This window comes from Streptomyces sp. V4I8 (assembly GCF_041261225.1).
Lineage (GTDB): Bacteria > Actinomycetota > Actinomycetes > Streptomycetales > Streptomycetaceae > Streptomyces.
In genome coordinates this window covers 1,484,869-1,509,325 of record NZ_JBGCCN010000001.1, presented here as the reverse complement: position 1 = coordinate 1,509,325, position 24,457 = coordinate 1,484,869, and the positions used below count along the sequence as shown (strand labels likewise).

The window sequence follows — 24,457 nt, the reverse complement described above, 5'->3', positions numbered from 1 at the left end:
GGGTCGCTGGCCCGCTTGAGGCTCAACACCCCTTCCGCCCCTTAAGACTTCGCATTCCGCAGGAGAGCAATCCCATGGCTGAAGTTCTCGTCTACGTCGACCACGTGGACGGTGCCGTCCGCAAGCCCACCCTGGAGCTGCTGACCCTGGCCCGCCGCGTCGGCGAGCCCGTCGCGGTCGCCCTGGGCAACGGCGCCGCCGACACCGCCGCCGCGCTCGCCGAGCACGGCGCGGTCAAGGTCCTCACCCACGACGCGTCCGAGTACGCCGACTACCTGGTCGTCCCGAAGGTCGACGCCCTCCAGGCCGCCGTCGAGGCCGTCTCCCCGGCCGCCGTCCTGGTGCCGTCCTCCGCGGAGGGCAAGGAGATCGCCGCGCGTCTGGCGCTGCGCATCGGCTCCGGCATCATCACCGACGCCGTCGACCTGGAGGCCGGCGACGAGGGCCCGGTGGCCACCCAGTCGGTGTTCGCCGCGTCCTTCACCACCAAGTCCCGTGTCTCCAAGGGCACCCCGGTCATCACGGTCAAGCCGAACTCGGCCGCCGTGGAGGCCGCCCCGGCCGCCGGCGCGGTCGAGGCCCTGTCCGTCACCTTCTCCGCCCAGGCCACCGGCACCAAGGTCACCAGCCGCACGCCGCGTGAGTCGACCGGCCGTCCGGAGCTGACCGAGGCCGCGATCGTGGTCTCCGGTGGCCGTGGCGTCAACGGTGCGGAGAACTTCGCGATCATCGAGGCCCTCGCCGACTCCCTCGGCGCGGCCGTCGGCGCCTCGCGTGCCGCGGTGGACGCGGGCTGGTACCCGCACACCAACCAGGTCGGCCAGACCGGCAAGTCGGTCTCGCCGCAGCTGTACATCGCCTCCGGCATCTCCGGCGCGATCCAGCACCGTGCCGGTATGCAGACCTCGAAGACGATCGTGGCGATCAACAAGGACGCCGAGGCCCCGATCTTCGACCTCGTCGACTACGGCGTCGTCGGCGACCTCTTCGACGTCGTCCCGACCCTGACCGAGGAGATCAAGACCCGCAAGGGCTGATCCCGACCGGGCACATCGAGGCCCCCGTGACCGTCCGGCGGTCACGGGGGCCTCGTGTCATCCCAGGCTCAGGAACGCCTGCACGGGCAGATGGTCGCTCGGGAACTGGCCCGCGTCGGAGAAGGTGTTGATCGCCGCCCGGTGGGCCGTGACGCCGGGCGTGCTCAGGACCCAGTCGATGCGGTCGCCGTCCGGGGTCAGTGGCTTGTAGCCGTGGAAGGTCGCGTACAGCGCGCTGCGCTCAGGTGCGGTGTCCCAGGTGTCGACGAGACCGGCGCCGAGCAGGGTGTCGTACACCGTGTTTTCCCTGGCGGCGACATTGAAGTCCCCCGTCACCACGACCGGCAGCGAGCGGTCGAACCCGGCGATCCGCGCGGCGATGAGCGCGGCGCTGCGCTCGCGCGCGTACTGGCTCACATGGTCGAAGTGGGTGTTGAGGACGTAGAACTCCCCTCCGCCGTCGGCCAGATCGCGGAAGCGGATCCAGGTGACCATGCGGGCGAAGGCCGCGCCCCAGGTGTTGGAGTCGATCACGTTCGGGGTGTCGGAGAGCCAGAAGTGGTCGTACGCGGTCGGGCGGAGACGGCGGGTGTCGTAGAAGATCGCCATGGCCTCGTCACGGCTGCCGTGCAGCCGGCCGGTGCCCAGCCAGTCGTAGTGCGGGCCGAGGTCGGAGTCGATGTCCAGCAGCTGCGCGAAGACGCCCTCCTGGGTACCGATGACATGCGGTGCCTCGCGGCGCAGCAGTTCGCGCATGACCGGTCTGCGGACGGCCCAGCTGTTGGGCTCACTGGTGCTCGCGAAGCGCAGGTTGAAGGACATGGCCTGGAGGTGCCCGCGGGCGGGGCGTTCGCCCGCCGAGGCGGATGACGTGGGCAGTGCTGTACTGGAGAGGGGCGCGGTGACTGCCGCGGCCAGCACGGCCTTCAGGCCCAGGCGGCGCGTGACTCGGCTGTGGTTCGGCACGTGGGGCTCCTTCGGTGGGAACGGCCGGACGAGTCGTGCGGGGCGTGCGTATGGAAGTGTGATACCGCGCCCTGAGATGGGCGTGAACATGGCGAGATGGTGGAGTGACTCCCCGTGGACATGGTGTTGACCAGTCGGAAGGTCCCGGATAACTTCGTTCTACGGATTGTTGATTCCGTATAGCGGAAACTTGGAGGGTGTGGGATGGGTCAGGGCCAGCAGGAGAAGGTGGCGACGAGCCTCGCGGGTGCCGTCAGCGAGGGGATCAGCGCCTCCCTCGCGCCGGTCGACGCCGAGCTGGAGCGCCGCTATCCCGGGGACCCCGGCGGCCGCCAGCCCGTCCACACCGTCTACGTGCCCGGGGACGTCTTCGCCGCCGACACCATCCGTTCCTGGGGCGACCAGGCCCTCGCCGCGCTCGACGAACACGCCCCGGACGCCGCCTCCTTCGCCGCCGTGCTCGGCCTGTCCGAAGAACTCGCCGAGCCCGTGTACGCGCGCGTGCGGGCCAAGCTGGAGCGCGAGCCCATTGAGGACCTGCGCGTCGACTTCGAGGACGGCTACGGCCCCCGCCCGGACGCCGAGGAGGACGAGTCGGCCGCCCGCGCGGCACGGCTGATCGCCCAGGCGTACGAGAACGGCACGGCGGCCCCGTACATGGGCATCCGCATGAAGTGCATGGAGGCGCCCGTACGTGACCGGGGCATCCGCACCCTGGACATCTTCCTCACCGGCCTGATGGAGGCCGGCGGCCTGCCCGACGGGCTCGTCCTCACGCTGCCCAAGGTGACGTACCCCGAGCAGGTCACCGCGATGGTGCGGCTCCTGGAGGAGTTCGAGAAGGCGCGCGGTCTCGAGCCCGGCCGGATCGGCTTCGAGATCCAGATCGAGACCAGCCAGTCCATTCTCGCCACCGACGGCACCGCCACCGTCGCCCGGATGATCCAGGCCGCCGAGGGCCGGGCCACGGGCCTGCACTACGGCACCTTCGACTACAGCGCCTGCCTCGGCGTCTCCGCCGCCTACCAGGCCAGCGACCACCCGGCCGCCGACCACGCCAAGGCGATCATGCAGGTCGCGGCGGCGGGCACCGGCGTACGCGTGTCGGACGGTTCGACGAACGTCCTGCCGGTCGGCCCGACCGCCAAGGTCCACGACGCCTGGCGACTGCACTACGGCCTCACCCGCCGCGCCCTCGCCCGCGCCTACTACCAGGGCTGGGACATGCACCCCGGCCACATCCCCACCCGCTACGCGGCCGTCTTCGCCTTCTACCGTGAGGGTTTCGAGCAGGCCGCGGCCCGTCTCGCCCGGTACGCCAACCGGGCCGGCGGCGACGTCATGGACGAGCCCGCCACCGCCAAGGCCCTCAGCGGCTACCTGCTGCGCGGCCTGGACTGCGGAGCCCTCGACATTGGCGAGGTCGCTCGCCTCACCGGCCTGACCCGAGCCGACCTGGAGGGCTTCGCGGCGCCTCGAAGGGGCGATTTGACGGCCTCCGCGAAGTAGCGGGCCTGTCACGTTCGCAACCACCGGCTGGAGTTGTCACCGCCGCCCCGTAGTCTGTACGCCACGCATCGACGTGTCAGTGGTGTCACAGGAACGGGGCAGCGGTGTCATCGGGGGAGAACGGACGGGCGGACGAGACCGGTCGGCTGCTGGCCGGGCGTTATCGCGTGGTTTCGCAGCTCGGGCGCGGCGGCATGGGCGTGGTCTGGCGGGCCGTCGACGAGGTGCTGGGCCGCGAGGTCGCCGTCAAGGAACTGCGGACCTACTCGGACGCGGACGGTCCCGAACTCGCCGATTTGCGGCTGCGGATGCAGCGCGAGGCCCGCGCGGCCGCCCGGGTCAAGCATCCGGGCGTCGTCGCCGTGCACGACGTCGCCGAGGTCGACGGACGCCCGCTGATCGTCATGGAGCTGGTCGACGGCCCCTCCCTGGAGGCGGTGCTGCGCGAGCGCGGCACCCTCGACCCGCGTGAGGCGGCGGGTATCGGCGCCAAGGTCATGGACGCGCTGGCCGCCGCCCACCGGGCCGGCGTCCTGCACCGCGACGTCAAGCCGGGCAACATCCTGCTCGAACGCTCCGGTCGCGTCGTTCTGACCGACTTCGGCATCGCCACCATGGACGACCCGGCCGACGGCTCGGCCACCCATCTCACCCGCACCGGCCATCTCGTCGGCTCCCTGGACTACATGGCCCCCGAGCGCGCCCAGGGCTCCGATCCGGGCCCGTCCTCGGACGTCTGGGCGCTGGGCGCCACGCTGTACGCGGCCGTGGAGGGCTCCGCCCCCTTCCGCCGTACCTCGACCTTCTCCACGCTCACCGCGATCGTCAGCGAGCCCCTGCCGGAGCCCCGTAACGCCGGACCCCTCGGCCCCGTCCTGCAGCGTCTGATGGACAAGCGTCCCGACTCCCGTCCCGAGGCCGACGAGGCGCGGGCACTCCTCCAGGCGGTGACGGATTCGGGCGGCACGGACGCACCGACGGCGGCACTGCGCGGCTCGGCGGACGCCGGGCCCGCACCGGACGACACGGAGCGCAGCGCCCCCTCGGCGCCGCCCGGGTTCGGGCCCACGGCGGGGGTGAATCCCGGCGGGCAGGCGTACGTCGGCCACCAGCAGAGCACGCGGGGTGCTCAGGGCGGCGACACCCCGCAGCAGGGCGAGGGCGTACCCGCGTCCGGCCTGCCCGGGGCACCGCGCTTCGGGGCCGCGGCGCAGGGCGACCCGGCAGCTCAGGGACCCGCGACCCCTGGACCGGGCACGCCGTCGTCCCAGGGCTTCGGCCCCGTCGGTCACCCCGGCTCGGCCGGACCCGTACAGGGCGGACCGGTACCGGTCCGCGGATACGGCACCCCGGGGTACCCGCCCGTGGCGCCGCACGGCGGCCCGCACCCGCACCCACAGGACCCGGGCGCCACCGGCCCGATGGTCACCTCCTCCGGCTCCCCGGCCCGGCGCAAGGGCCGCGCCCTCCTCGCCGCCGTGGCCGTCACCGTCGTGCTCGCGGCGGCCGGGGTCACGGTCGCCCTGGTGAACAACGAGGGCGACGCCAAGACCGAGGCACAGGGCATCTCGGCCACCACCTCCACGGGCGCCTCCGCCCCGACGGCCGGCAGCCCCGACGCCCGCCCCTCGGGCGACTCCGGCCTGACCGACAAGGGCGACGACGAGAAGTCCCCGGACGCGACCAAGTCCCCCAGCCGCACCGCGGGGACCGAGCCCACCGACCGGCCCACCACCTCGTCCCCGACCAGGCCCTCGGGCGGCGGCAGCGACGGGGGCACCACGGGCGGCGGTTCCGGCGACGGCGGTACCACCGGCGGTGGAGGGACCACGGGCGGGGGCGGCAACACCACGCAGCCCGACGCCTGCGACTCGATCGGTGGCGGCAAGTACAACTGCCAGGTCTGGACGCAGGCCAAGTCGTACACCGCGTCCGGCACCGAGGTGGGCGTCCTCCACGAGGGCACCAACTATTTCTACTGCCAGCAGAACCTGGGCCGCCGCGAGACGTCCGGTCAGTGGACCAACGTCTGGTGGGCCAAGACGGACGACGACAGCGGCAACACGAACGTCTACATCAGCGACGTCTACATCCAGGGCGGCAACAACGACGAGCCGGTGCCCGGACTCCCGGTCTGCTGACCTCAGGTCCGCCGGCCCCCGACGTACTTCTCCAGCCCGGAGGACGTCACCATGCGCTCCTCCGCGAACAGCCGGGTGCCCCGCTCGCACAGGCGCGTGTCGGCGCGCGCTCGCGCGCAGAACTCCTCGGGAGTCTCACCGAACAGCTTCCGCAACCGGGCCGAGCCCAGCAGGAGTTCGCTGAGCAGCGCCCGCTGACCGGGGTGGGTGCGCGGCGCGCCGGTGCCGCCGTGCAGCACGCCATGGCGGTTGACGTACACGAAGGTGCCCGGGAGCGTGCTGCCGTTCGCCAGCTCGATCTGCATGTCCGATGCCGGCAGCCAGACACGGTCGTAGTTGCCGTGCGGCACCGGCACGCCCTCGCTGGCGTCGATCACCTCGAGTTGCTCGGCGTCGAGCCAGGTGATGAACAACTCGCGTACGCGGCCGGGTGCGTCGAAGGGGGACGCGGACACGTACCCCAGGCGGCTCACGTGCGCGGAGACGCCCACCTCGATGCCGGTGATCCTGACCTTGACCATGGGGATGGGGGAGGTGATCCCGAACGCGTCCATCTTGCGCCGCAGTTGGCCGGGACAGGCGTTGGAACCGACCGCGAGGACGGGTGTGCGGTCGTCGTGCACCAGGCGGTCCAGGGGCAGCAGCCGGTCCCCGTCGAGGAGTCCGGAGTCCGACGGCCAGGGGCCGGGATAGAGCAGGGGCCGATCACGCGGTGCCTCGGCCAGACCGAGCGCCTCCAGCGTGCGGCCGTGTGAGGGCAGCCGCGTCCCGTTCGTGCGGTCGTCCATGGCCGCTCAGTCCGCCGGCGGCAGCTCGCCCGAACCACGGGTGATCAGCCGCGTGGGCAGCTCGATGCGTTCGGGGGTGACCAGGGTGCCGTCGAGCTGGCGGAAGAGGCGCTCGGCGGCGGTACGGCCGAGGGCTGCGGCGTCCTGGGCGACGACGGTGACGCCGGGCTGGAGCAGGTCGGCGAGCTCGATGTCGTCGAAGCCGACGAGGGCGACACGGCGGGTCTTCTCGGCGAGGACCCGGATCACGGTGACCGTCACACGGTTGTTGCCCGCGAAGATCGCGGTGACGGGGGAGGGGCCGGTGAGCATCTCCTCGGCCGCCCGGCGCACCCGCTCGGGGTCGGTGACGCCCAGGGACATCCAGGAGTCCTCCACCGGTATCCCCGCGTCCTCCATGGCTGCCCGGTAGCCGCGCAGCCGCTCGGCGGCCGTGTGGATGCGCGGCATGTCGCCGATGAAGCCGATCCTGCGGTGGCCGTGGGCGATGAGGTGGGCGACCCCGTCGCGGGCACCGCCGTGGTTGTCGGACAGGACGCAGTCGGCGTCGATCTTCCCGGCCGGGCGGTCGACGAACACCGTGGCGACGCCCGCCTTGAGCTCGGGCTCCATATACCGGTGGTCGTCACCGGCCGGAATGATCACCAGCCCGTCCACCCGCCGTGCGCACAGGGCCAGCGCCAGCTCCTGCTCGCGGTCCGGGTCCTCGGCGCTGGAGCCGTTGATCAGCAGGGCGCCGTGTGCCCGGGCGACCTCCTCGACCGCACGGCTGAGCGGGCCGTAGAAGGGGTCCGCGAGATCCTCCAGAACCAGGCCGATGCTCGCCGTACGGCCCTTGCGCAGCACCCGCGCGCTGTCGTTGCGGCGAAAGCCCAGGGCATCGATGGCCTCCTGGACGCGGCGCTCCGTCTCCGGCGTGACGCCGGGCTCACCGTTGACCACGCGCGAGACGGTCTTCAGGCCGACTCCGGCACGCGCTGCGACGTCCTTCATGGTCGGACGGTTGCCGTAGCGGTTCTCGGGCGCGCGGTCGGATCGGCGGATGGTCTCGGGCACGATGCGGTGTCCTGTCCTGTCGTCCACGGGAAACGTCGGCCCACGGGGACACGTCGCTCCGCGGGGAAACGTTCGTCCACGGGGATGCGTCGGTCCACGGGGATGCGTCGGTCCATGGGCTTGTATGAGGATGTGGCGTCGAGCATAGGCCATGGACAACGTTGTCAGATCCAGGGGACACTGTCCACCGCAATCTCCGGCCTGCGCCCCCACCGCGAGACCGGCTCACCCAATTCCCGTGGTTGACGGGGAGATCCGAATGGTTGACGGGGAGAACTGACACTGATGCACACCGACCTCGTGGCTGCGCTCGACATCGGCGGCACCAAGATCGCCGGAGCGCTGGTGGACGGCCACGGCGCGATCGTGGCCCGGGCCCAGCGCGCGACGCCCGCGCGCGAGGACGGCGAAACGGTGATGCGGGCCGTCGAGGAGGTCGTCGGCGAGCTCACCGCCTCGCCGCTGTGGGACCGCGCCACGGCCCTCGGCATCGGCAGCGCGGGACCCGTGGACGCCTCCGCGGGCACCGTGAGTCCGGTGAACGTGCCGGGCTGGCGCGACTATCCGCTGGTCCGGCGGGTCCGGGAGGCGGCCGGTGGTCTGCCCGTCGAGCTGATCGGCGACGGTGTGGCCATCACGGCGGCCGAGCACTGGCAGGGCGCCGCGCGGGGCCACGACAACGCGCTCTGCATGGTCGTCTCCACCGGCGTCGGCGGCGGTCTCGTACTGAACGGCCGGCTGCACCCCGGCCCGACCGGCAACGCAGGCCACATCGGCCACATCAGCGTCGACCTGGACGGCGACCTGTGCCCCTGCGGTTCGCGCGGCTGCGTGGAGCGCATCGCGAGCGGCCCCAACATCGCCCGGCGGGCGCTGGAGAACGGCTGGCGTCCCGGCCCGGACGGCGACACGTCCGCCGCCGCGGTGGCCGCCGCCGCACGGGACGGCGACCCCGTCGCCGTGGCCTCCTTCGAGCGGGCCGCGCAGGCCCTGGCCGCCGGGATCGCGGCCACCGCGACCCTCGTCGAGATCGACATCGCCGTGATCGGCGGGGGAGTGGGCAAGGCGGGCGACGTCCTCTTCACGCCGCTGCGCAAGGCCCTCCATGACTACGCCACCCTCTCCTTCGTCCAGCGCCTGACCATCACGCCGGCCCAGATGGGCACGGACGCCGGGCTGGTGGGGGCCGCGGCGGCCGCGCTCGCGGGGAAGGCGGGGGCGGCGGCGGGGGTCTGAGGACCCGCCTGGGGCAGGAACGTTCAGGCGCCGACCGTGGGCGGCCGGCGCCTGGTGCTCGTTGAAGCCCATGGGCGGGGGTCGCGGCGGCGGGGACGGCGAGCCCCGCCGCGCACGGGGTGTGAAGGTGACGCATCGTTACGTTCCTCCGTACCTACGAAGTCGAATAACGGCATGTACGCGTCATGAGGCGCTCGCGGTAGGACGTGTCGGAGTCTGTTGGAGGTCGACCGACGGTCGGTCGTCGGCGGATGATGGCCAGGGCCTTTTGAACATGTTCAAGAAGCTGCGCTAGGCTCGTTCCCACACCCGAGGGGGAGCCGATGAAGATAGTGATGCCCGGGGGAACCGGGCAGGTGGGAACGGTTCTGCACCGTGCGCTGAGCAGCGCGGGCCACGAGGTCGTCGTCCTGACCAGGCGGCCCACACACGAGGGCGAGGTCCACTGGGACGGGGAGACGCTGGGCCCATGGCGGACGGCGATCGACGGCAGCGACATCGTGATCAACCTGGCCGGGCGCAGCGTCAGCTGTCGCTACACCACGCCCAATCTGCGGGCCATGATGGATTCGCGGGTGCACTCCACCCGGGTCGTGGGCGAGGCGATCGCGCGCGCCGCCCGGCCGCCGCGGGTCTGGCTGCAGATGAGCACGGCCACCGTCTACGCCCACCGTTTCGACGCGCCCCACGACGAGGCGACGGGCGTCATCGGCGGCAGCGAACCCGATGTGCCGGACTACTGGGCCTACAGCGTCGAGATCGCCAAGGCCTGGGAGCGGGCGCAGGAAGAGGCCGACACGCCGCACACCCGCAAGGTCGCCCTGCGTTCCGCCATGGTCATGAGCCCCGATCACGGCGGGGTGCTCGACGTCCTGCTGCGGTTGGCACGGCTGGGGCTCGGCGGTCCCGTCGCGGGCGGCGCACAGTACGTGTCCTGGATCCACGACCGCGACTTCGTCCGCGCGGTCGAGTTCCTGGTCGACCGGCACGACCTCACCGGCCCGGTGAACCTCGCCGCTCCCGAACCGCTGCCGCAGCGGGAGTTCATGCGGGCCCTGCGCTCCGCCTGGGGCGTCCCCGTGGGCCTGCCCGCGACGAAGTGGATGGCGGAGCTCGGCGCGTTCGCGCTGCGCTCGGACACCGAGCTCCTGCTGAAGAGCCGACGCGTCGTCCCCGGCCGGCTGCTCGACGAAGGGTTCGCCTTCGAGTACGTCCGGTGGCCGGAGGCGGCCGAGGATCTCGTACGGCGCGTGCGGCAGCGCCGGCTCCTTGGGGCGCGGCGCGGAGCCGGAGTTCCGTCGCTGTCGTGATGACCCGGAGGTGGGGCGTGACTCCCACCTCCGTTTCGCAGTTGAATCGGTCATGAAGAAGCGCAGCATGCTTGCCATCGCCTCCCTGGCCACCGGATTCGTCGTCGCGGCGGTCACTCCGTCCCACGCCATCGAGCTTCCCGGCACCGGTTCCCCCGCCACCGGGGCCCCCGACGCCGGCCTGCCTGCCGCCGGCGCTGAGACCAAGCTCGGCGGCGTCAGCGTCGACAAGGCTCTCGACACCGTCGGCCGGGCCATCAACCGTGAAACGGAGCGGGCTGTGAACGACGCCCCGCACGGGAAGAAGGCAAAGGCGAAGAAGGGCTGACGAGCCCACCGACTCGACCGCGCGGCGCCGTGCCCCCGTACCGCGGGGGTTCCGGCGCCGCTGTCATGCGCTCTCTACGGGAGCTGGTTTCCGTGGCAGGGTGGAGCGGGCAAGCCACAGGGGGCCAACAGAAGAGGGGGAAACGTGATCGTTTGGATCAACGGTGCGTTCGGTGCGGGGAAGACCACCACCGCACGGGAACTGATCGAGCTGATCCCGAACAGCACGCTCTTCGACCCCGAGGTCATCGGCGGAGCGCTCACCCACCTGCTTCCGCCCAAACACCTCACCGAGGTCGGTGACTTCCAGGACCTGCCGATCTGGCGGCGTCTCGTGATCGACACGGCGGCCGCGCTGCTCGCCGAGCTCGGCGGGACCCTCGTGGTCCCGATGACGTTGCTGCGCCAGGAGTACCGGGACGAGATCTTCGGCGGCCTCGCCGCCCGCCGCGTCACCGTCCGGCATGTGCTCCTCGCCCCGGCGGAAACGATCCTGCGGGAGCGAATAGCCGGGCGGGAGCTCCCACCGGAGCTGCCCGACGGCGAGATACGGATCCGGCAGTGGTCGTACGACCACATAGAGCCGTATCGCACCGCACTCGCCTCATGGCTCACCGCCGACGCGTATCCCGTCGACAACGGCGGCCTGACCCCGTACGAGACCGCCGTCCGGATCGCCGAGGCCGTCGGCAGCGGTACGGTCCCCGTCTGCGACATCGTGCAGACGCCCGAGCCCACCGCCGAGACCGTCGCCTCGGGCGTCCTCCTCTTCGACGAGCAGGACCGGGTGCTGCTCGTCGACCCCACCTACAAGGCGGGCTGGGAGTTCCCCGGCGGCGTCGTCGAGCCGGGCGAGGCCCCCGCGCAGGCGGGCATCCGCGAGGTGGCCGAGGAGACGGGGATACGGCTCGACGACGTACCGCGGCTCCTCGTCGTCGACTGGGAGCGGCCCCTGCCACCGGGGTACGGAGGTCTGCGCCTCCTCTTCGACGGCGGTCTCCTCGACTCCGCCGAGGCCGAACGCCTCCTGCTGCCCGGACCCGAGCTGCGGGACTGGCGCTTCGTCACCGAGGACGAGGCGGCCGATCTGCTGCCACCGGTGCGCTACGAGCGGCTGCGCTGGGCGCTCCGGGCGCGGGAACGCGGGGCCGCGCTCTATCTGGAGGCGGGCATTCCGGCGCCTTCCTGAGCGAGCCGCAGCTCGTCGTACGGGTACGGGGTCGACTTGCTCTCGTGCTGCAACCGCTTGATGAAGTCACCCATCACGACGGCCGGCGGCGCACACCGCTCGATGATGTCGGCGGCGGCCCGCGGGATGTTCCGCGGCCTCGCCCCGCCGGCGCAGTCACGTACGAAGGCCTCGCGATCGTCCGCGCCGTAGCCGTACAGGGCGGTCGCGAGCCAGTTCACGAAGTGGAACGCCGTGTAGTCGCGGTCGTAGTACCGGTGCTGCTCGAAGAAGCCGCGTTCCTGCGAGGTGAGAGGGAAGCGGGCGGAGAGGGCGAGGCCGTAGTCGGCGAGATAGAGCCGTTCGCCGTCCGTGAGGAAGTTCAGGAAGTGCGCGTCGAAGTGCACCAGCCCGCTCTCGCGGAGGAACCCGGTGGCGGCGGCCAGCTCCCTTTCCACGAACGTGCACGCGGCGTCGGCTTCATCCGTGCGCAGCCGGGCGTCCAGCCACTCGTTCAACGTGTACGGCACGTACTCCAGGAACAGCGCCAGGCTCGCGGACGCCGTCCGCAGTCCCTCGATGCGCTCGCGCACCCGCGGGTCGCCGCCCCAGTAGGCGACGGCCCGGTCCACATCGGACAGCAACTCATGCGACGGCCGTGGTACGTCGGCCAGGACCCGCCAGTGGTGTGTCAGGGGGAACCCCGCGAACCGGTCGGCCAGGACCCAGTTCGTGGTCATCGTGTGCACGGCGAGCTCCCGCCAGGCGCCGAACCCCGGACTGCCGATGCCGTAGTGGAAGAACGTCGGCAGCCCGAGGAGATTCGCCGTGGAGCGGACGTTCTCCGGCCGCGCCTCCACGTCGGTGAGCGGGACCCGCTTCACGAACACCCGTCTTCCGTCCACCTCGATCAGCGTCGCGCGGCCGCCGATTCCGGCGCCCAGCGGTTCGCCCGACTCCACGAGGGCCATGAGCTCGTGATCGCTGAGCAGCGCGAGGGACGTGGCGATGTCGGTGTGGGCGGTGAGGCGTTCGGCTCGGATCATCGCCCCATCATCAGCTGTGCGGACCTCAACTCGCCGCGTAATTGCGCAGGAACAGCGCCTCGGCGACCGACAGACGCTCCAGCTCCTCCGGCGACACGCTCTCGTTCACCGCGTGGATCTGAGCCTCCGGCTCGCTCAGGCCGATGAGGAGGATCTCCGCGTGCGGGTAGAGGGCGGCGAGGGTGTTGCACAGCGGGATCGAGCCGCCCTGGCCGGCGTACTGCATCTCCTGGCCCGGGTACGCCACCGCCATCGCGTCCGCCATGGCCTGGTACGCCGGGCTGCTGGTGTCGGCGCGGAACGCCTGGCCCTGGCCTATCTGCTCGGTGCGCACCCGTGCGCCCCACGGCGTGTGTGTCTCCAGGTGGGCCTGGAGCAGCTTGGTCGCCTCGGCCGCGTCCACGCCCGGCGGCACCCGGAGGCTGATCAGCGCCCGCGCGCCGGCCTGCACGGACGGGGTGGCGCCGACGACCGGCGGGCAGTCGATGCCCAGGACCGTGACGGCGGGACGCGACCAGATGCGGTCGGCGACCGTGCCGGAGCCGATCAGCCCGACGCCGTCGAGGACCTTGGCGTCCTGGCGGAACTGCTCCTCCGCGTACTGCAGCCCCTCCCACGACGACTCGCCGGTCAGCCCGTCCACGGTCGTCGAGCCGTCTTCCGCGCGCAGTGAGTCCAGTACGCGGATCAGCGCGCCGAGCGCGTCGGGCGCGGCCCCGCCGAACTGGCCGGAGTGCAGGTTGCCCTCGAGCGTGTCGATCTGCACGCGGACGAGGGTCATGCCGCGCAGGGTCGAGGTGACCGTCGGCAGGCCGACGCGGAAGTTGCCCGCGTCACCGATCACGATGGTGTCGGCCTCCAGCAGGTCCGGGTGCTGCTCGGCGTACCGCTCCAGACCGCCCGTGCCCATCTCCTCCGAGCCCTCGGCGATCACCTTCACGTGCACCGGGACGCCGCCGTTGGCCTTGAGGGCGCGCAGCGCCAGCAGGTGCATGATCACGCCGCCCTTGCAGTCGGCGGCCCCGCGCCCGTACCAGCGGCCGTCGCGCTCGGTCAGCTCGAAGGGCGGGGTGCGCCACGCGGTCTCGTCCAGCGGGGGCTGCACGTCGTAGTGGGCGTACAGCAGGACCGTCTTCGCGCCCTCGGGGCCGGGCAGGTAGCCGTACACCGACTGCGTGCCGTCGGGGGTGTCCAGCAGGGCCACGTCCTCGAAGCCCTCCGCGGTGAGCGCGTCGGCGACCCAGCGGGCGGCGCCCTCGCTCTCGCTCTTCGGGAACTGGTCGAAGTCCGCCACCGACTTGAATGCCACCAGCTCGGTGAGCTCCGCCTTCGCCCTGGGCATCAGCGAGGCGACGGTCTCGGCGACCGGATTCGACGACATGGGCACGCTCCTTGTGGGTGCGACGTTGTACCTGTGAGTGCTGTGATCCTCCCACAGCGGCCTGCGACGATGCCCGCCGTAGGATGCGGGGGACAGCAGGCGTAGGCGGCTTGATCGGGAGCAGTAGACCATCGTGAGCAGCGAGAACTCTTCGGCGGACGACGTGCGGCAGGTGTGGGACGTCGTCGTGGTGGGCGCGGGACCCGCGGGAGCCTCGGCCGCGTATGCGGCGGCCGTCGCCGGGCGGCGCGTACTGGTGCTGGAGAAAGCGGAGCTGCCGCGCTACAAGACGTGTGGCGGCGGCATCATCGGCCCCTCGCGCGACTCGCTCCCGCCCGGCTTCGAACTGCCCTTCCGTGACCGGGTGCACGCGGTCACCTTCTCCAACAACGGCCGCTTCACCCGGACCCGGCGCTCCAAGCAGATGCTGTTCGGGCTGATCAACCGGCCCGAGTTCGACCAGCAACTCGTCGAGCACGCGCAGAAGGCGGGCGCCGAGCTGCGTACGGGTGTCACCGTGCAGCGCGTCGAGCAGCACGGCTCGGCGGTGCCGGACCGGCGCAGCGTCGCCGTCGTGCTGCAGGGCGGCGAGACGCTGCTCGCGCGGGCCGTCGTCGGCGCGGACGGCAGCGCCAGCCGGATAGGAGCGCATGTCGGGGTCAAGCTCGACCAGGTGGACCTCGGCCTGGAGGCGGAGATCCCGGTGCCGGAGACGGTCGCCGAGGACTGGAAGGGGCGGGTCCTCATCGACTGGGGCCCGATTCCCGGCAGTTACGGCTGGGTGTTCCCCAAGGGGGACACGCTCACGGTCGGTGTGATCTCGGCGCGCGGTGAAGGCGCCGCGACCAAGCGGTACTTGGAGGAGTTCATCGGGCGGCTCGGGCTCGCCGGGTTCGAACCGAGCATCTCCTCCGGCCACTTGACGCGCTGTCGTGCCGACGACTCGCCGCTGTCCCGCGGGCGCGTGCTGGTGTGCGGTGACGCGGCGGGGCTGCTGGAGCCGTGGACGCGCGAGGGGATCTCGTTCGCGCTGCGGTCGGGGCGGCTCGCGGGGGAGTGGGCGGTGCGGATCGCCGAGGCGCACGACGCGGTGGACACCCGGCGCCAGGCCCTGAACTACGCCTTCGCGGTCAAGGCGGGACTCGGCGTCGAGATGAGCGTGGGCAAGCGGCTGCTGACCGCGTTCGAACGCCGTCCCGGTCTCTTCCACGCCACGCTGACCGGTTTCCGGCCGGCCTGGAAGGCGTTCATGGACATCACCCGCGGCTCGACGTCGCTGGCCGAGATCGTCCGTACCCACCCCATGGCCCACCGCGCCCTCACCGCGATGGACCGCCGCCAGACACCGACACCGGCTCCGGCTCCGGCCGATGACGAGGGCACTTCCTGACGGTGGCCGGAGGGCATGTCCTGACGCCGAACCGGGTCACTTCTCGACGGTGATCCGGAAGACGGGGTGGTCCGGGGCCGCCGCGATGATCTCCTCGTCGGAGGACTTCGCGGTGACCCCCTGGAAGTACTGGTTGACCTCCCAGCCCCACTTCTCCAGATAGGTCCGCAGGATCGGGAGCTTCTCCTCGTCGGGAAGCTCCACCGCGGCGAACGCCCGCACCTTGCGCCCGACGCGCAGCTCCCCGCCACCGGCGGCGCGCATGTTGCGCACCCACTGGGAGTGGCCGCGGGCCGAGACGAGGTACCGCGTGCCGTCGTACGTGTGCGGGTTGACCGGGATGCGCTGCATCCTGCCGCTCTTGCGCCCGCGCACCGACATCTCCGCCGTGCCCGCGATGCTGAGCCCGTGCCGGGCCAGCCAGCCGATGACGCTGTTGAGACGGACGTTCAGCGGGCTGCCCTTGAGGTAGTACGGCGACGTCATGGTGACCCCCAGAGTTCCGGTTCGGACGATTGGGAGAGCGGTGCTCTCGCTTGAGAACAGTGTGCACGAGATCGCTGATCCAAAGCAAGAGCAGCGCTCTCGAATGTGTGCACCGCTCTGTCTTCGTGGAAGACTGGCCCCATGAGCAGCACCGCAAAGGGCGTACGCGCCCGCGCCAGGATGGAACTCACCGCGGCCATCAAGGACGAGGCCCGCAGACAGCTCGCGGCCGAGGGCGCCGCCAAGCTCTCGCTGCGCGCCGTGGCCCGCGAGCTCGGCATGGTCTCCTCCGCGCTCTACCGCTACTTCCCCAGCCGCGACGACCTGCTGACCGCTCTCATCATCGACGCCTACGACTCCCTCGGGGAGAGCGCCGAGGCCGCGCACGGCAAGGCCGCCGACGCCGGGCCGGTCCAGCGCTGGACCGCGGTGGCGGAGGCCGTACGCGAGTGGGCGCTCCGGCATCCGCACGAGTACGCGCTGATCTACGGCTCGCCCGTGCCCGGGTACACCGCGCCCGACACCACGGTCCCGCCCGCCTCCCGCGTCGGCCTCGTCTTCATCGCCATCCTGCGCGACACCCACGAGGCCTTCGGTCTCACCGACCCGGATCCCCTGCCCGCCGAACTCCGCCCCGAGGCCGAGCGCATGACCGCCGACCTGGCCCCCGACCTCCCCCCGGCGAACGTCGTGGCCCTCATCGCCGCCTGGGCCGAGCTCTTCGGGCTCGTCGGGTTCGAGCTGTTCGGGCAGTTCAACCGGGTCGTGGAGGACAGGGAGAGGTTCTTCCGGCACGCGGTGGGCCGGCTCGCGCACGGGGTCGGCCTGGTGGACGGACGGCGGTAGGTCGTGGGCGCCGCGGCCGCTGGGCGGGCTGCGGATCAGGGAGCCAGAGGCGGCGGACGTACTTCGCGGGGAGTACGTGTGATCACCACGCGCGGGTGACGCCGCCCGGCGGTCATCGCGTCTAGCGTGGCGGACATGGACGAGCAGCAGGCACGCCGGGGCGGCGGTCCGCAGATGTGGTGGCGACACGGCCCACCGGGGTGGAACCGGTGGGCCGACGAGGAGCACGGTCCTCGCCGGCCCTGGCGCTCCACCCTGCTGATCACGGTCTTCGTGATGGCCGGCTCGAACTTCGCGGCCGAGGGGCAGTTGGACGACCGGGCGCCTCTCGACCCCTTCGCACGCGCGCTGCTGTTCGTGGCGTCGGCGCTGCTGCTGTTCCGCAAGCGGTACCCGGTGGCCGTCGCGTTCGGGACGGCGACGGCCGCCATGGTCTACCTGGGCGCCGGATATCCGTACGGGCCGGTCTTCGTGGCCGTCGCCCTGGCCTGCTTCAACGCCATCGTCATGGGGCACCGCAAGGCCGCCTGGGCGGCGGTCGGGGTGCTCTGGATCGGGCACGCCCTGGTGGCCCACTGGCTGTACCAGTGGCTGCCGCCGTCCCGTGACGCGGCCGCGCCATGGGGGCAGGAGGGCGTGATCGCCGCCTGGGTGGCGGCGATCGTGGCGGTGTCCGAGCTGGCCCGGACCCGGCGCGAGCAGTGGGCGAAGGAGCGGGCCGAGCGGGCGCAGGCGGTGCGGCGGCGCGCCGACGAGGAGCGGCTGCGGATCGCCCGCGAACTGCACGACGTCCTCGCGCACAGCATCAGCGTGATCAATGTGCAGGCGGGCGTCGGCCTCGCCCTCCTCGACACCGACCCCGAGCAGGCGCGCACGGCGCTCACCACCATCAAGGCCCAGAGCAAGGAGGCGCTCGGCGAGGTCCGCCAGGTCCTCGACACCCTGCGCACCCCCGGCGACGCCCCGCGCGCCCCGGCGCCCGGCCTCGACCGGCTGCCCGAACTGGTGGAGCAGGCCGCGAGCGCGGGCCTCACCGTCGAGGTCGAGGGCGAGCCGCCCCGCCTGGCGCCCGCCACGGACCTCGCCGCCTTCCGGATCGTCCAGGAGGCCCTCACCAACGTCGTACGCCACTCGGGCTCGCGGCACGCACGCGTGCACCTCGATCACGACGACAGGACGACGCTACGGCTTCGTATCGACGACGACGGTCCCGCGACCGGCGCCGACGCGGGCGGCAGCGGCAACGGACTCGCCGGAATGCGGGAGCGGGCGGCCGCGCTGGGTGGCACGATCGAGGCGGGGCCGCGAGCCGACGGGGGGTTCCGGGTGCTCGCCGTACTGCCGTTGAAGGCTCCCGCCGGTGAACCGAACGACGACGTCAAGGAGGACCGGTGATCCGCGTACTGCTCGCCGACGACCAGTCACTGGTGCGCGCCGGCTTCCGGGCGCTGCTCGACGCGCAGCCGGACATCGAGGTGGCCGGCGAGGCCTCCGACGGCGAGGAGGCGCTGCGCAAGGTACGCGAACTGCGGCCCGACGTCGTCCTGATGGACATCCGCATGCCGCTCCTCGACGGTCTCGCCGCGACCCGCCGGATCACCGACGACGGCGGGCTGGCGGGCATCAAGGTGGTCATGCTCACCACCTTCGAACTCGACGAGTACGTCTTCGAGGCCATCCGCTCGGGCGCCTCCGGCTTCCTGGTCAAGGACACCGAGCCCGAGGAACTCCTGCGTGCCGTACGGGCGGTGGTCGAGGGCGACGCGCTGCTGTCGCCGGGCGTGACCCGGCGTCTGATCGCCGAGTTCGCCGCCCGCTCCAAGGAGCCCGCCGCGGCCGACTCCCTCGCCGAACTCACCGAGCGTGAGCGGGAGGTGATGGCGCTGGTCGGCATCGGACTGTCCAACGAGGAGATCGCCCGCCGCCTGGTGGTCAGCCCGCTCACCGCGAAGACCCACGTCAGCCGCACGATGGTGAAGCTCGGCGCCCGGGACCGGGCCCAACTCGTGGTGCTGGCCTACGAGTCGGGGTTGGTGCGGCCGGGCTGGTTGGGCTGAGACGCCTGCCGGAAGCGGGTCAGGACGCTGACGACCCGGGCGAAGAACAGCACGACCGCGACCGTGGCGCCCACGCCGACGAGTGTGCCGCGCGCACCGTCCGACACGTCGAAGACGAACGCCGGCCCGACGATCGCTCCGAACAGCACCGCCGCCGCGAACGCGGCGCTGAACAGCGCGTACCCGATCTCGACGGTGATCGCGTCCCGCTCGGCCTGAAGGCGCCGTCCCCCGTAGCTCTCCATGCCTCGAGTCAAACAGCCGTGCGCCCGGCAGAGCAAGCGGCTCCGCCGGGCGCACGGTGTCGGAGGCTTCCCCCTAGGGGGTGTTTCAAAAGTCCCGCACGGCACCCACGGCGCCCGGCACGCACCCTCGCCGCACCGGCCAAAGGCCCAAGTACGTCCAGTACGAGGGCCTTCGTCCGGCACTCCCCCAGCCTTCGGAGCCGGGGGGACCTCCAGGGCACGCACCGGACGCCGCGGGCACCGCACGGGACTTTCGAAACGCCCCCTAGTCGCGTACGCCGACGCGCTCCGCCTCCTGGGACACGGACTTGGCGACCACGACGGTCCGCTGTGTGCGACGCGTGCGCAGTCCGGTGAGGGCGATCAGCAGACCCAGGACCGCGATCGCCGTGATCACGACCAGGGCGGGCAGGTAGCTGTCGAGGACGGCCTGCGGGGACGCGGGTTCCTCGGGTGTGTTCGCCGTCAGGACCGCCGTCACGACCGCGAGGAAGAGTGCGCCGCCGACCTGGACCGAGGTGTTGAGCAGGCCCGAGACCATGCCCTGCTCGTGTTCGTCGACGCCGTTCGTGGCCTGGACGTTGAGTGAGGGGAAGGTCAGCGCGAAGGCCGAGCCGACCAGCAGCATGGTGGGCAGGATCACCGCCGCGTAGACCGGGTCGAGGTCGATCCGCAGGAACAGGACATAGCCCGCGACCATCAGGGCGAAGCCGATCGCGATCAGCCGTGCGGTGCCGAACCGGTCGATGATCGCGCCGACCTTCGTCGCCGACAGCGCCACGAGCGCGCCCGCCGGCAGGAAGGCCAGGGCCGTGTGCAGCGCCGACCAGCCGAGTAGCTGCTGCATGTACAGCGTGACCAGGAACTGGAAGCCGATGTAGCTGCCGACGAACGTCAACGCGCCGAGCTGTGCGCGCACTTGGGCCCCGGAGCGCAGCACGCCCAGCCGGATCAGCGGGCTCGGGCTGCGCCGCTCGACGCGGACGAAGACCGTCAGCAGGACGACGACGGCGACGAAGGACAGGATCGTGCGGGCCGAACCCCAGCCCACCTCGGGCGCCTCGACGACGGTGAAGACCAGCAGCAGCATCGAGGCGGTGCCGAGGACGGCGCCGGGGATGTCGTAGCCGCCGTTCGTCCGTTCGCGCTCGCTGCGCGGGAGCAGCTTCAGGCCGACGGCGAGGGCGATCAGCGCGACGGGCGCGGGGAGCAGCATGGTGAGGCGCCAACTGGCCTCGGTGAGCAGGCCGGAGAAGACGAGCCCCATCGAGTAGCCGGTGGCGCCGCAGGTGGTGTAGATCGCCAGCGCGCGGTTGCGTACCGGGCCCTCGGCGAACGTCGTGGTGATGATGGACAGGCCGGCGGGGGCGGTGAAGGCGGCGGCCAGGCCCTTGATGAAGCGGCTGGCGATCAGCAGCGGGCCCGAGTCGACGAGCCCGCCGAGCAGTGAGGCGAGCGCGAAGACGGCCAGGGCCACCAGGAAGACCTGGCGTCGGCCCAGCAGGTCGGCGGTGCGTCCGCCGAGGAGCAGCAGGCCGCCGTAGCCCAGGATGTAGCCACTGACGATCCACTGGAGGGTCGAGGTGGACAGGCCCAGGTCGGCGCCGATGGACGGCAGGGCGACACCGACCATCGACACGTCCAGCGCGTCCAGGAACATCGCGGCGCACAGCACCAGCAAGGTGCCCCACAGCCGGGGGGTCCAGCGTCCGTCGGACGCGGGGGTGGTGAGCGGAGAGGTCATGGCGGAGACAGTACATGCGCACGCATCGAATGCAAATGCATTTAATGCTGATGCAATAATTTCGCGTCTCTGCTACGGTGCGCCCATGGCGGCGAAGAAGCCCGAGCAGGCGCTCGTGGACCAGTGGCACGACATCCTGGCGCTGCATGCGCGCACGCAGTGCGAACTCGACCGCGCCCTCGGTCGGCACGGCCTCTGCGCAAGCGACTTCGAGGTCCTGGACGTGCTGGCGGACGGCTCGTGCCCGTCGTACCGCGTGCAGGAGATCTCCGAGCGCGTCCACCTGAGCCAGAGCGCCCTGTCGCGGCTGATCGCCCGGCTGGAGAAGGACGGGCTCGTCGAGCGCGGCATGTGCCAGGAGGACCGGCGGGGCGTGAAGGTGTGCCTCACGGCGAAGGGGCGCACGCTGCACGGCGCGGTGCTGCCGGTGCAGCGTGCGGTGCTGACGAGGATGCTGGCGAACTGACCGGCGTACGGCCCGGGTTCAGGCCGGCGTGCGGCGTGGTTCAGCTCCAGGTGACAGCGGAGTTCTCCCGCCACAGCGTGGCCAGGGAGGCGTCGCCGGTCACGTGCGGGAAGGGCAGCCGGTTCCACAGCGACAGATACAGTTGCGCGAGCGGTCCGGAGATCTCGCAGTCGGCCCGGTCGGTGTCGCCCCGCTCGGCCGCGGGCGGCTCCTGCGACAGTCGTACGGTCCACACGGCTCCGTCCGTGTCCGTCGCCCGCACCCGCAGCACCCGGGGCTCGGCGCTGCGCACCCGGCTCTTCGGCCGGGCGTGAAAGGCGCGGAGCAACTCGTCGATTCCGTCCGTCGCGAAGCCGGGGCCGATCCCGCTCGGCGTACCACCGCGTGCCGCCTCCGCGTCGAAGCGGTGCACGGTCGTCTCGTGCGCCTGCCTGCGGGCCCAGAACGCGAGGGGCGACGGGGCGGGCAGAAAGTGCCAGCACCGCACGTCGGCGGGGGCGTTGGCGAGCGTCTCGACGAGGTGACGGTGTCCCTGCCTGAACCAGGCGAGCAACTCGTCGCCGTCGAGGTCGGGCAGGCCGCCGTCGGGGTGGTAGGAGGTGTGCTCCTCGGCGACGAACGCCGCCGCCCAGCGGTGCACCATCCCCGTGTGCCGCAGCAGATCCCGCACCTGCCAGTCCGGACAGGTCGGCACCTTGGCGTCCGGCCCGGCCACCTCGGCGGCCGCGGCCAGCAGCTGACCCTCGCGGTCAAGGGTTCGAACGAAGTCGGCTGTCTCCATGGGGGTGAGTGTGCCGGATGGAGTGCGGTCGAGGGGAAGCACCTGTTCAGGTCGCGGTGGGAAAGAGGCAGAACTCGTTGCCCTCGGGGTCGGCCAGGACCCAGTGGTCATCGTGGCGCACCAGGACGGTCGCTCCGAGCGCGTTGAGCCGGCCGACCTCGGACTCCGGGGTGCCGGAGACCAGGTCCAGGTGCAGACGGTTCTTCACCCGCTTCGGGTCCGGCACGAGCTGACACCACAGGCGGGGGCCGCTGGAAGAAGGCTCGACGAGCACGGTCGGATCGTCCTCCGGCCCGGCGATGCCCAGCGCGCGCAGACGCGCGAGTTCGTCGTCGTCGTACGGGGCGATCGCGTAACCGTCCAGGGCGGCGGCCCAGAAGCGGGCCGTGGCGGCCGGGTGGGCACAGTCGATGACGATGTCGTGGAGTCGCGCCATTCGGTCATGATGCGTACTGCGGAGGGGGTGGACAACGGGAGAACCGGTCCCTGGCACGCCGGCCGTCGAGGCGGAGATCATCCCAGCGACTCGAAGATCATGTACCCAACAGTCCCTAGGATGGCGGCCGCACCGCTTGTATGCGCGCAGAGTCGCGTACACCGCAGGGAGAATGCCTATGCGCCCCGACGAGGCCGCATATACGCCGGCCGGCGACAGGGTTCTGGACGGCCGGTCGGCCGGGCCCATGGTGGCGCGGCTGGTGCTGGGGGTGCGGCTGCGCAGGTTGCGGGAGGAGCGGGACATCTCCCGGGTGGCCGCGGGGCATGCCATCCGTGCCTCCCGGTCCAAGATCAGCCGGCTGGAGGGTGGGCGCCACGGGGTCAAACCGCGTGACGTGGCCGACCTGCTGACCTTCTACGGCGTCACGGACGAGGCCGAGCGGGCCACCTTGCTGGCCTTGGCCGAACAGGCCAACACCCCCGCCTGGTGGCAGTATTACGGCGACGTGGTGCCCGCGTGGACGCAGGTCTACCTCGGGGTGGAACAGGCGGCGAGTCTCATCCGCTGCTTCGAGGTCCAGCGGGTTCCCCACCTGCTGCAGACCCCGGACTACGCGCGCGCCTCCATCCGGCTCGCCCACCCGGACGCCGGCGCGGAGGAGATCGACCGGCGCTGCACGGTGAGGATGACCCGCCGGCGGATCCTGCACCGCCGGCCGGCGGCGCAGCTCTGGGCCGTGATCGACGAGGCGGCACTACGGCGCCCGGTGGGCGGTCTCGGCGTGATGCGCGACCAGCTCAGGCATCTCATCGAGATCTGCCGACTCCCGCAGGTCACCGTCCAGATCATGCCGTTCCTGGCCGGCGGCCACGCCGCGGAGAGCGGCCCCGTGACCATCCTGCGCCTGCCCGGCGGGCTGTTGCCCGACGTGGTCTATCTCGAACAACTCGCCACTGCCCTCTACCCCGACAAGCCGAACGAGATCGAGCGCTACTGGGATGTCATGAACCGTCTGGTCGTCGAGGCCGAATCGCCGGACGAGACTCCGACGATTCTCCATCGCATCCTCCAGGAGACCTGAGTCGCGGCGAGGTCCGGCGGCCGGCGGGGGCCGGCGGCCGGCGGGGATCGGCGGCCGCCCGTCGCGGGATTCAGCGCTTCAGGGCTACGCCGCCGTACTGATGCACCTCCGCCGGCAGACCCCAGGCGCCGTCGTCGGGACGCCAGCGCGAGCAGGACGCCACGCCCGGTTCGAGCAGTTCCAGACCGTCGAAGAAGCCCGCGATCTGCTCAGGGCTGCGGAGGATGTACGGGATCGAGCCGCCGTCGTTGTACTGCTGGATGGCCTGGACGTAGGACTCACTGGTGTTGGTGCTGTCGTACTGCACCAGGTAACTGCCGGAGGGCAGGGCGTCCACCAGCTGCCGCACGATCGAGCGCGCCTCGTCGTAGTCCTCGATGTGGCCCAGGATGCCCATCAGCATGAGAGCGACCGGCTGGTCGAAGTTCAGCGTCTTCCCGGCTTCCCGCACGATGGTGCCCGGGTCGCGCAGGTCGGCGTCGACATAGTTGGTGACACCTTCCGGAGTGCTGGTGAGCAGCGCGCGGGCGTGGGCGAGGACCAACGGGTCGTTGTCGACGTAGACGATCCGGCTCTCCGGGACGACCCGCTGGGCGATCTCATGGGTGTTGTCCACACTGGGCAGCCCGGTGCCTATGTCCAGGAACTGCCGGATGCCCTCCTCGGCGGCCAGATGACGAACGGCGCGGGCGAGGAAGTACCGGGCGGCACGGGCTCCGGTCTCGATACCGGGGAAGATCTTGCGGAACGCGTCACCGGCCACACGGTCGACTTCGTAGTTGTCCTTGCCGCCCAGCCAGTAGTTCCAGATCCGGGCCGACTGCGGCACCGAGGTATCGATCTTGGAGAGCGCGTCCTGCCCGGAGTTCTCCGGCTCATCAGTCATGGACACTCCTGCGTGTGTAGCTGCGTGTGTGTGGTCAGAACCACGAAACGGGCGAACGCCGGTCGTGGACG

General features: G+C 71.6%; 24 protein-coding genes. 13 read left to right on the top strand and 11 right to left on the bottom strand.

The features are described from left to right. The first annotated feature begins 74 nt into the window (after positions 1–74). On the top strand, positions 75–1,037 hold the full coding sequence (locus ABIE67_RS06800) for an electron transfer flavoprotein subunit alpha/FixB family protein (RefSeq protein WP_370254915.1): 963 nt from the start codon (positions 75–77) through the stop codon (positions 1,035–1,037). A 57-nt stretch (positions 1,038–1,094) separates the two neighbouring features. Here ABIE67_RS06800 and ABIE67_RS06795 read toward each other — a convergent pair whose 3' ends face one another. Beyond that, on the bottom strand, positions 1,095–2,003 hold the full coding sequence (locus ABIE67_RS06795) for an endonuclease/exonuclease/phosphatase family protein (RefSeq protein WP_370254911.1): 909 nt from the start codon (positions 2,001–2,003) through the stop codon (positions 1,095–1,097). Positions 2,004–2,207: 204 nt separating this feature from the next. Between ABIE67_RS06795 and ABIE67_RS06790 the strand changes: the two genes are divergently transcribed. Both ABIE67_RS06790 and ABIE67_RS06785 read left to right on the top strand, forming a co-directional pair. Further along, positions 2,208–3,512 (top strand): aldolase/citrate lyase family protein, encoded by a 1,305-nt coding sequence (locus tag ABIE67_RS06790; RefSeq protein ID WP_370254905.1) that lies wholly within the window; start codon positions 2,208–2,210, stop codon positions 3,510–3,512. 104 nt (positions 3,513–3,616) lie between these two features. After that, a complete protein-coding gene (locus ABIE67_RS06785; protein ID WP_370254901.1) occupies positions 3,617–5,653 on the top strand; it encodes a protein kinase in 2,037 nt (678 codons plus the stop codon). 2 nt (positions 5,654–5,655) lie between these two features. Here ABIE67_RS06785 and ABIE67_RS06780 read toward each other — a convergent pair whose 3' ends face one another. Both ABIE67_RS06780 and ABIE67_RS06775 read right to left on the bottom strand, forming a co-directional pair. Continuing rightward, positions 5,656–6,441 carry a hypothetical protein gene (locus ABIE67_RS06780; protein WP_370254898.1) on the bottom strand — a complete coding sequence of 262 codons (786 nt, stop codon included), beginning with the start codon at positions 6,439–6,441 and terminating at the stop codon, positions 5,656–5,658. 6 nt (positions 6,442–6,447) lie between these two features. Further along, positions 6,448–7,524, bottom strand: a complete 1,077-nt coding sequence (locus ABIE67_RS06775) for a LacI family DNA-binding transcriptional regulator (protein ID WP_370254894.1) — start codon at positions 7,522–7,524, stop codon at positions 6,448–6,450. A 258-nt stretch (positions 7,525–7,782) separates the two neighbouring features. Here ABIE67_RS06775 and ABIE67_RS06770 point away from each other — a divergent pair, with 258 nt between their 5' ends. The 4 genes from ABIE67_RS06770 (at position 7,783) to ABIE67_RS06755 (ending at position 11,559) form a co-directional block, all read left to right on the top strand. Further along, a complete protein-coding gene (locus ABIE67_RS06770) occupies positions 7,783–8,733 on the top strand; it encodes an ROK family protein (RefSeq protein WP_370254890.1) in 951 nt (316 codons plus the stop codon). A gap of 323 nt (positions 8,734–9,056) precedes the next feature. Then, positions 9,057–10,043 (top strand): TIGR01777 family oxidoreductase, encoded by a 987-nt coding sequence (locus ABIE67_RS06765; protein ID WP_370254886.1) that lies wholly within the window; start codon positions 9,057–9,059, stop codon positions 10,041–10,043. 52 nt (positions 10,044–10,095) lie between these two features. Next, positions 10,096–10,371 (top strand): hypothetical protein, encoded by a 276-nt coding sequence (locus ABIE67_RS06760; RefSeq protein WP_370254881.1) that lies wholly within the window; start codon positions 10,096–10,098, stop codon positions 10,369–10,371. A 144-nt stretch (positions 10,372–10,515) separates the two neighbouring features. Next, the gene (locus tag ABIE67_RS06755; protein ID WP_370254877.1) at positions 10,516–11,559 is read left to right on the top strand and encodes an NUDIX domain-containing protein; all 1,044 of its coding nucleotides are present in this window, start codon (positions 10,516–10,518) and stop codon (positions 11,557–11,559) included. Here the strand turns inward: ABIE67_RS06755 and ABIE67_RS06750 are convergent. Both ABIE67_RS06750 and ABIE67_RS06745 read right to left on the bottom strand, forming a co-directional pair. Next, positions 11,526–12,584 (bottom strand): protein kinase family protein, encoded by a 1,059-nt coding sequence (locus ABIE67_RS06750; protein WP_370254872.1) that lies wholly within the window; start codon positions 12,582–12,584, stop codon positions 11,526–11,528. The genes ABIE67_RS06755 and ABIE67_RS06750 overlap by 34 nt on opposite strands. 25 nt (positions 12,585–12,609) lie before the next feature. After that, a complete protein-coding gene (locus tag ABIE67_RS06745) occupies positions 12,610–13,965 on the bottom strand; it encodes a dipeptidase (protein WP_370254868.1) in 1,356 nt (451 codons plus the stop codon). Between the two features lie 133 nt (positions 13,966–14,098). Between ABIE67_RS06745 and ABIE67_RS06740 the strand changes: the two genes are divergently transcribed. After that, positions 14,099–15,355 carry a geranylgeranyl reductase family protein gene (locus ABIE67_RS06740; RefSeq protein WP_370254865.1) on the top strand — a complete coding sequence of 419 codons (1,257 nt, stop codon included), beginning with the start codon at positions 14,099–14,101 and terminating at the stop codon, positions 15,353–15,355. 36 nt (positions 15,356–15,391) lie between these two features. Here the strand turns inward: ABIE67_RS06740 and ABIE67_RS06735 are convergent, their stop codons facing one another. Then, on the bottom strand, positions 15,392–15,841 hold the full coding sequence (locus ABIE67_RS06735) for a nitroreductase family deazaflavin-dependent oxidoreductase (RefSeq protein WP_370254860.1): 450 nt from the start codon (positions 15,839–15,841) through the stop codon (positions 15,392–15,394). 141 nt (positions 15,842–15,982) lie between these two features. On the opposite strand from ABIE67_RS06735, the gene ABIE67_RS06730 reads away from it, so the two are divergent. The 3 genes from ABIE67_RS06730 to ABIE67_RS06720 all read left to right on the top strand — a co-directional run bounded on the left by ABIE67_RS06730 (position 15,983) and on the right by ABIE67_RS06720 (position 18,744). Continuing rightward, positions 15,983–16,687 (top strand): TetR/AcrR family transcriptional regulator, encoded by a 705-nt coding sequence (locus ABIE67_RS06730; RefSeq protein ID WP_370254858.1) that lies wholly within the window; start codon positions 15,983–15,985, stop codon positions 16,685–16,687. Positions 16,688–16,822: 135 nt separating this feature from the next. After that, positions 16,823–18,082 carry a sensor histidine kinase gene (locus tag ABIE67_RS06725; RefSeq protein ID WP_370254854.1) on the top strand — a complete coding sequence of 420 codons (1,260 nt, stop codon included), beginning with the start codon at positions 16,823–16,825 and terminating at the stop codon, positions 18,080–18,082. Beyond that, positions 18,079–18,744: a response regulator gene (locus ABIE67_RS06720; RefSeq protein WP_370254851.1), complete on the top strand. Its 666-nt coding sequence runs from the start codon at positions 18,079–18,081 to the stop codon at positions 18,742–18,744. Before ABIE67_RS06725 ends, ABIE67_RS06720 begins: the two co-directional genes overlap by 4 nt. On the opposite strand, the gene ABIE67_RS06715 is transcribed toward ABIE67_RS06720, so the two are convergent. After that, positions 18,705–18,989, bottom strand: a complete 285-nt coding sequence (locus ABIE67_RS06715) for a DUF6332 family protein (RefSeq protein WP_370254847.1) — start codon at positions 18,987–18,989, stop codon at positions 18,705–18,707. The genes ABIE67_RS06720 and ABIE67_RS06715 overlap by 40 nt on opposite strands. Positions 18,990–19,254: 265 nt before the next feature. After that, a complete protein-coding gene (locus ABIE67_RS06710) occupies positions 19,255–20,733 on the bottom strand; it encodes an MFS transporter (RefSeq protein WP_370254845.1) in 1,479 nt (492 codons plus the stop codon). Between the two features lie 85 nt (positions 20,734–20,818). On the opposite strand from ABIE67_RS06710, the gene ABIE67_RS06705 reads away from it, so the two are divergent. Beyond that, entirely contained in the window at positions 20,819–21,199 is a 381-nt protein-coding gene (locus ABIE67_RS06705) for a MarR family winged helix-turn-helix transcriptional regulator (protein WP_370254843.1), read from the top strand. A 40-nt stretch (positions 21,200–21,239) separates the two neighbouring features. Here ABIE67_RS06705 and ABIE67_RS06700 read toward each other — a convergent pair whose 3' ends face one another. Together ABIE67_RS06700 and ABIE67_RS06695 are read right to left on the bottom strand one after the other, a co-directional pair. Continuing rightward, on the bottom strand, positions 21,240–21,980 hold the full coding sequence (locus ABIE67_RS06700) for a maleylpyruvate isomerase family mycothiol-dependent enzyme (protein ID WP_370254840.1): 741 nt from the start codon (positions 21,978–21,980) through the stop codon (positions 21,240–21,242). A gap of 46 nt (positions 21,981–22,026) precedes the next feature. Further along, on the bottom strand, positions 22,027–22,416 hold the full coding sequence (locus ABIE67_RS06695; RefSeq protein WP_370254836.1) for a VOC family protein: 390 nt from the start codon (positions 22,414–22,416) through the stop codon (positions 22,027–22,029). A gap of 178 nt (positions 22,417–22,594) precedes the next feature. Between ABIE67_RS06695 and ABIE67_RS06690 the strand changes: the two genes are divergently transcribed. Further along, on the top strand, positions 22,595–23,500 hold the full coding sequence (locus tag ABIE67_RS06690; protein WP_370254832.1) for a helix-turn-helix domain-containing protein: 906 nt from the start codon (positions 22,595–22,597) through the stop codon (positions 23,498–23,500). A 70-nt stretch (positions 23,501–23,570) separates the two neighbouring features. On the opposite strand, the gene ABIE67_RS06685 is transcribed toward ABIE67_RS06690, so the two are convergent. Next, on the bottom strand, positions 23,571–24,386 hold the full coding sequence (locus tag ABIE67_RS06685; protein WP_370254829.1) for an SAM-dependent methyltransferase: 816 nt from the start codon (positions 24,384–24,386) through the stop codon (positions 23,571–23,573). Positions 24,387–24,457: the final 71 nt, after the last annotated feature.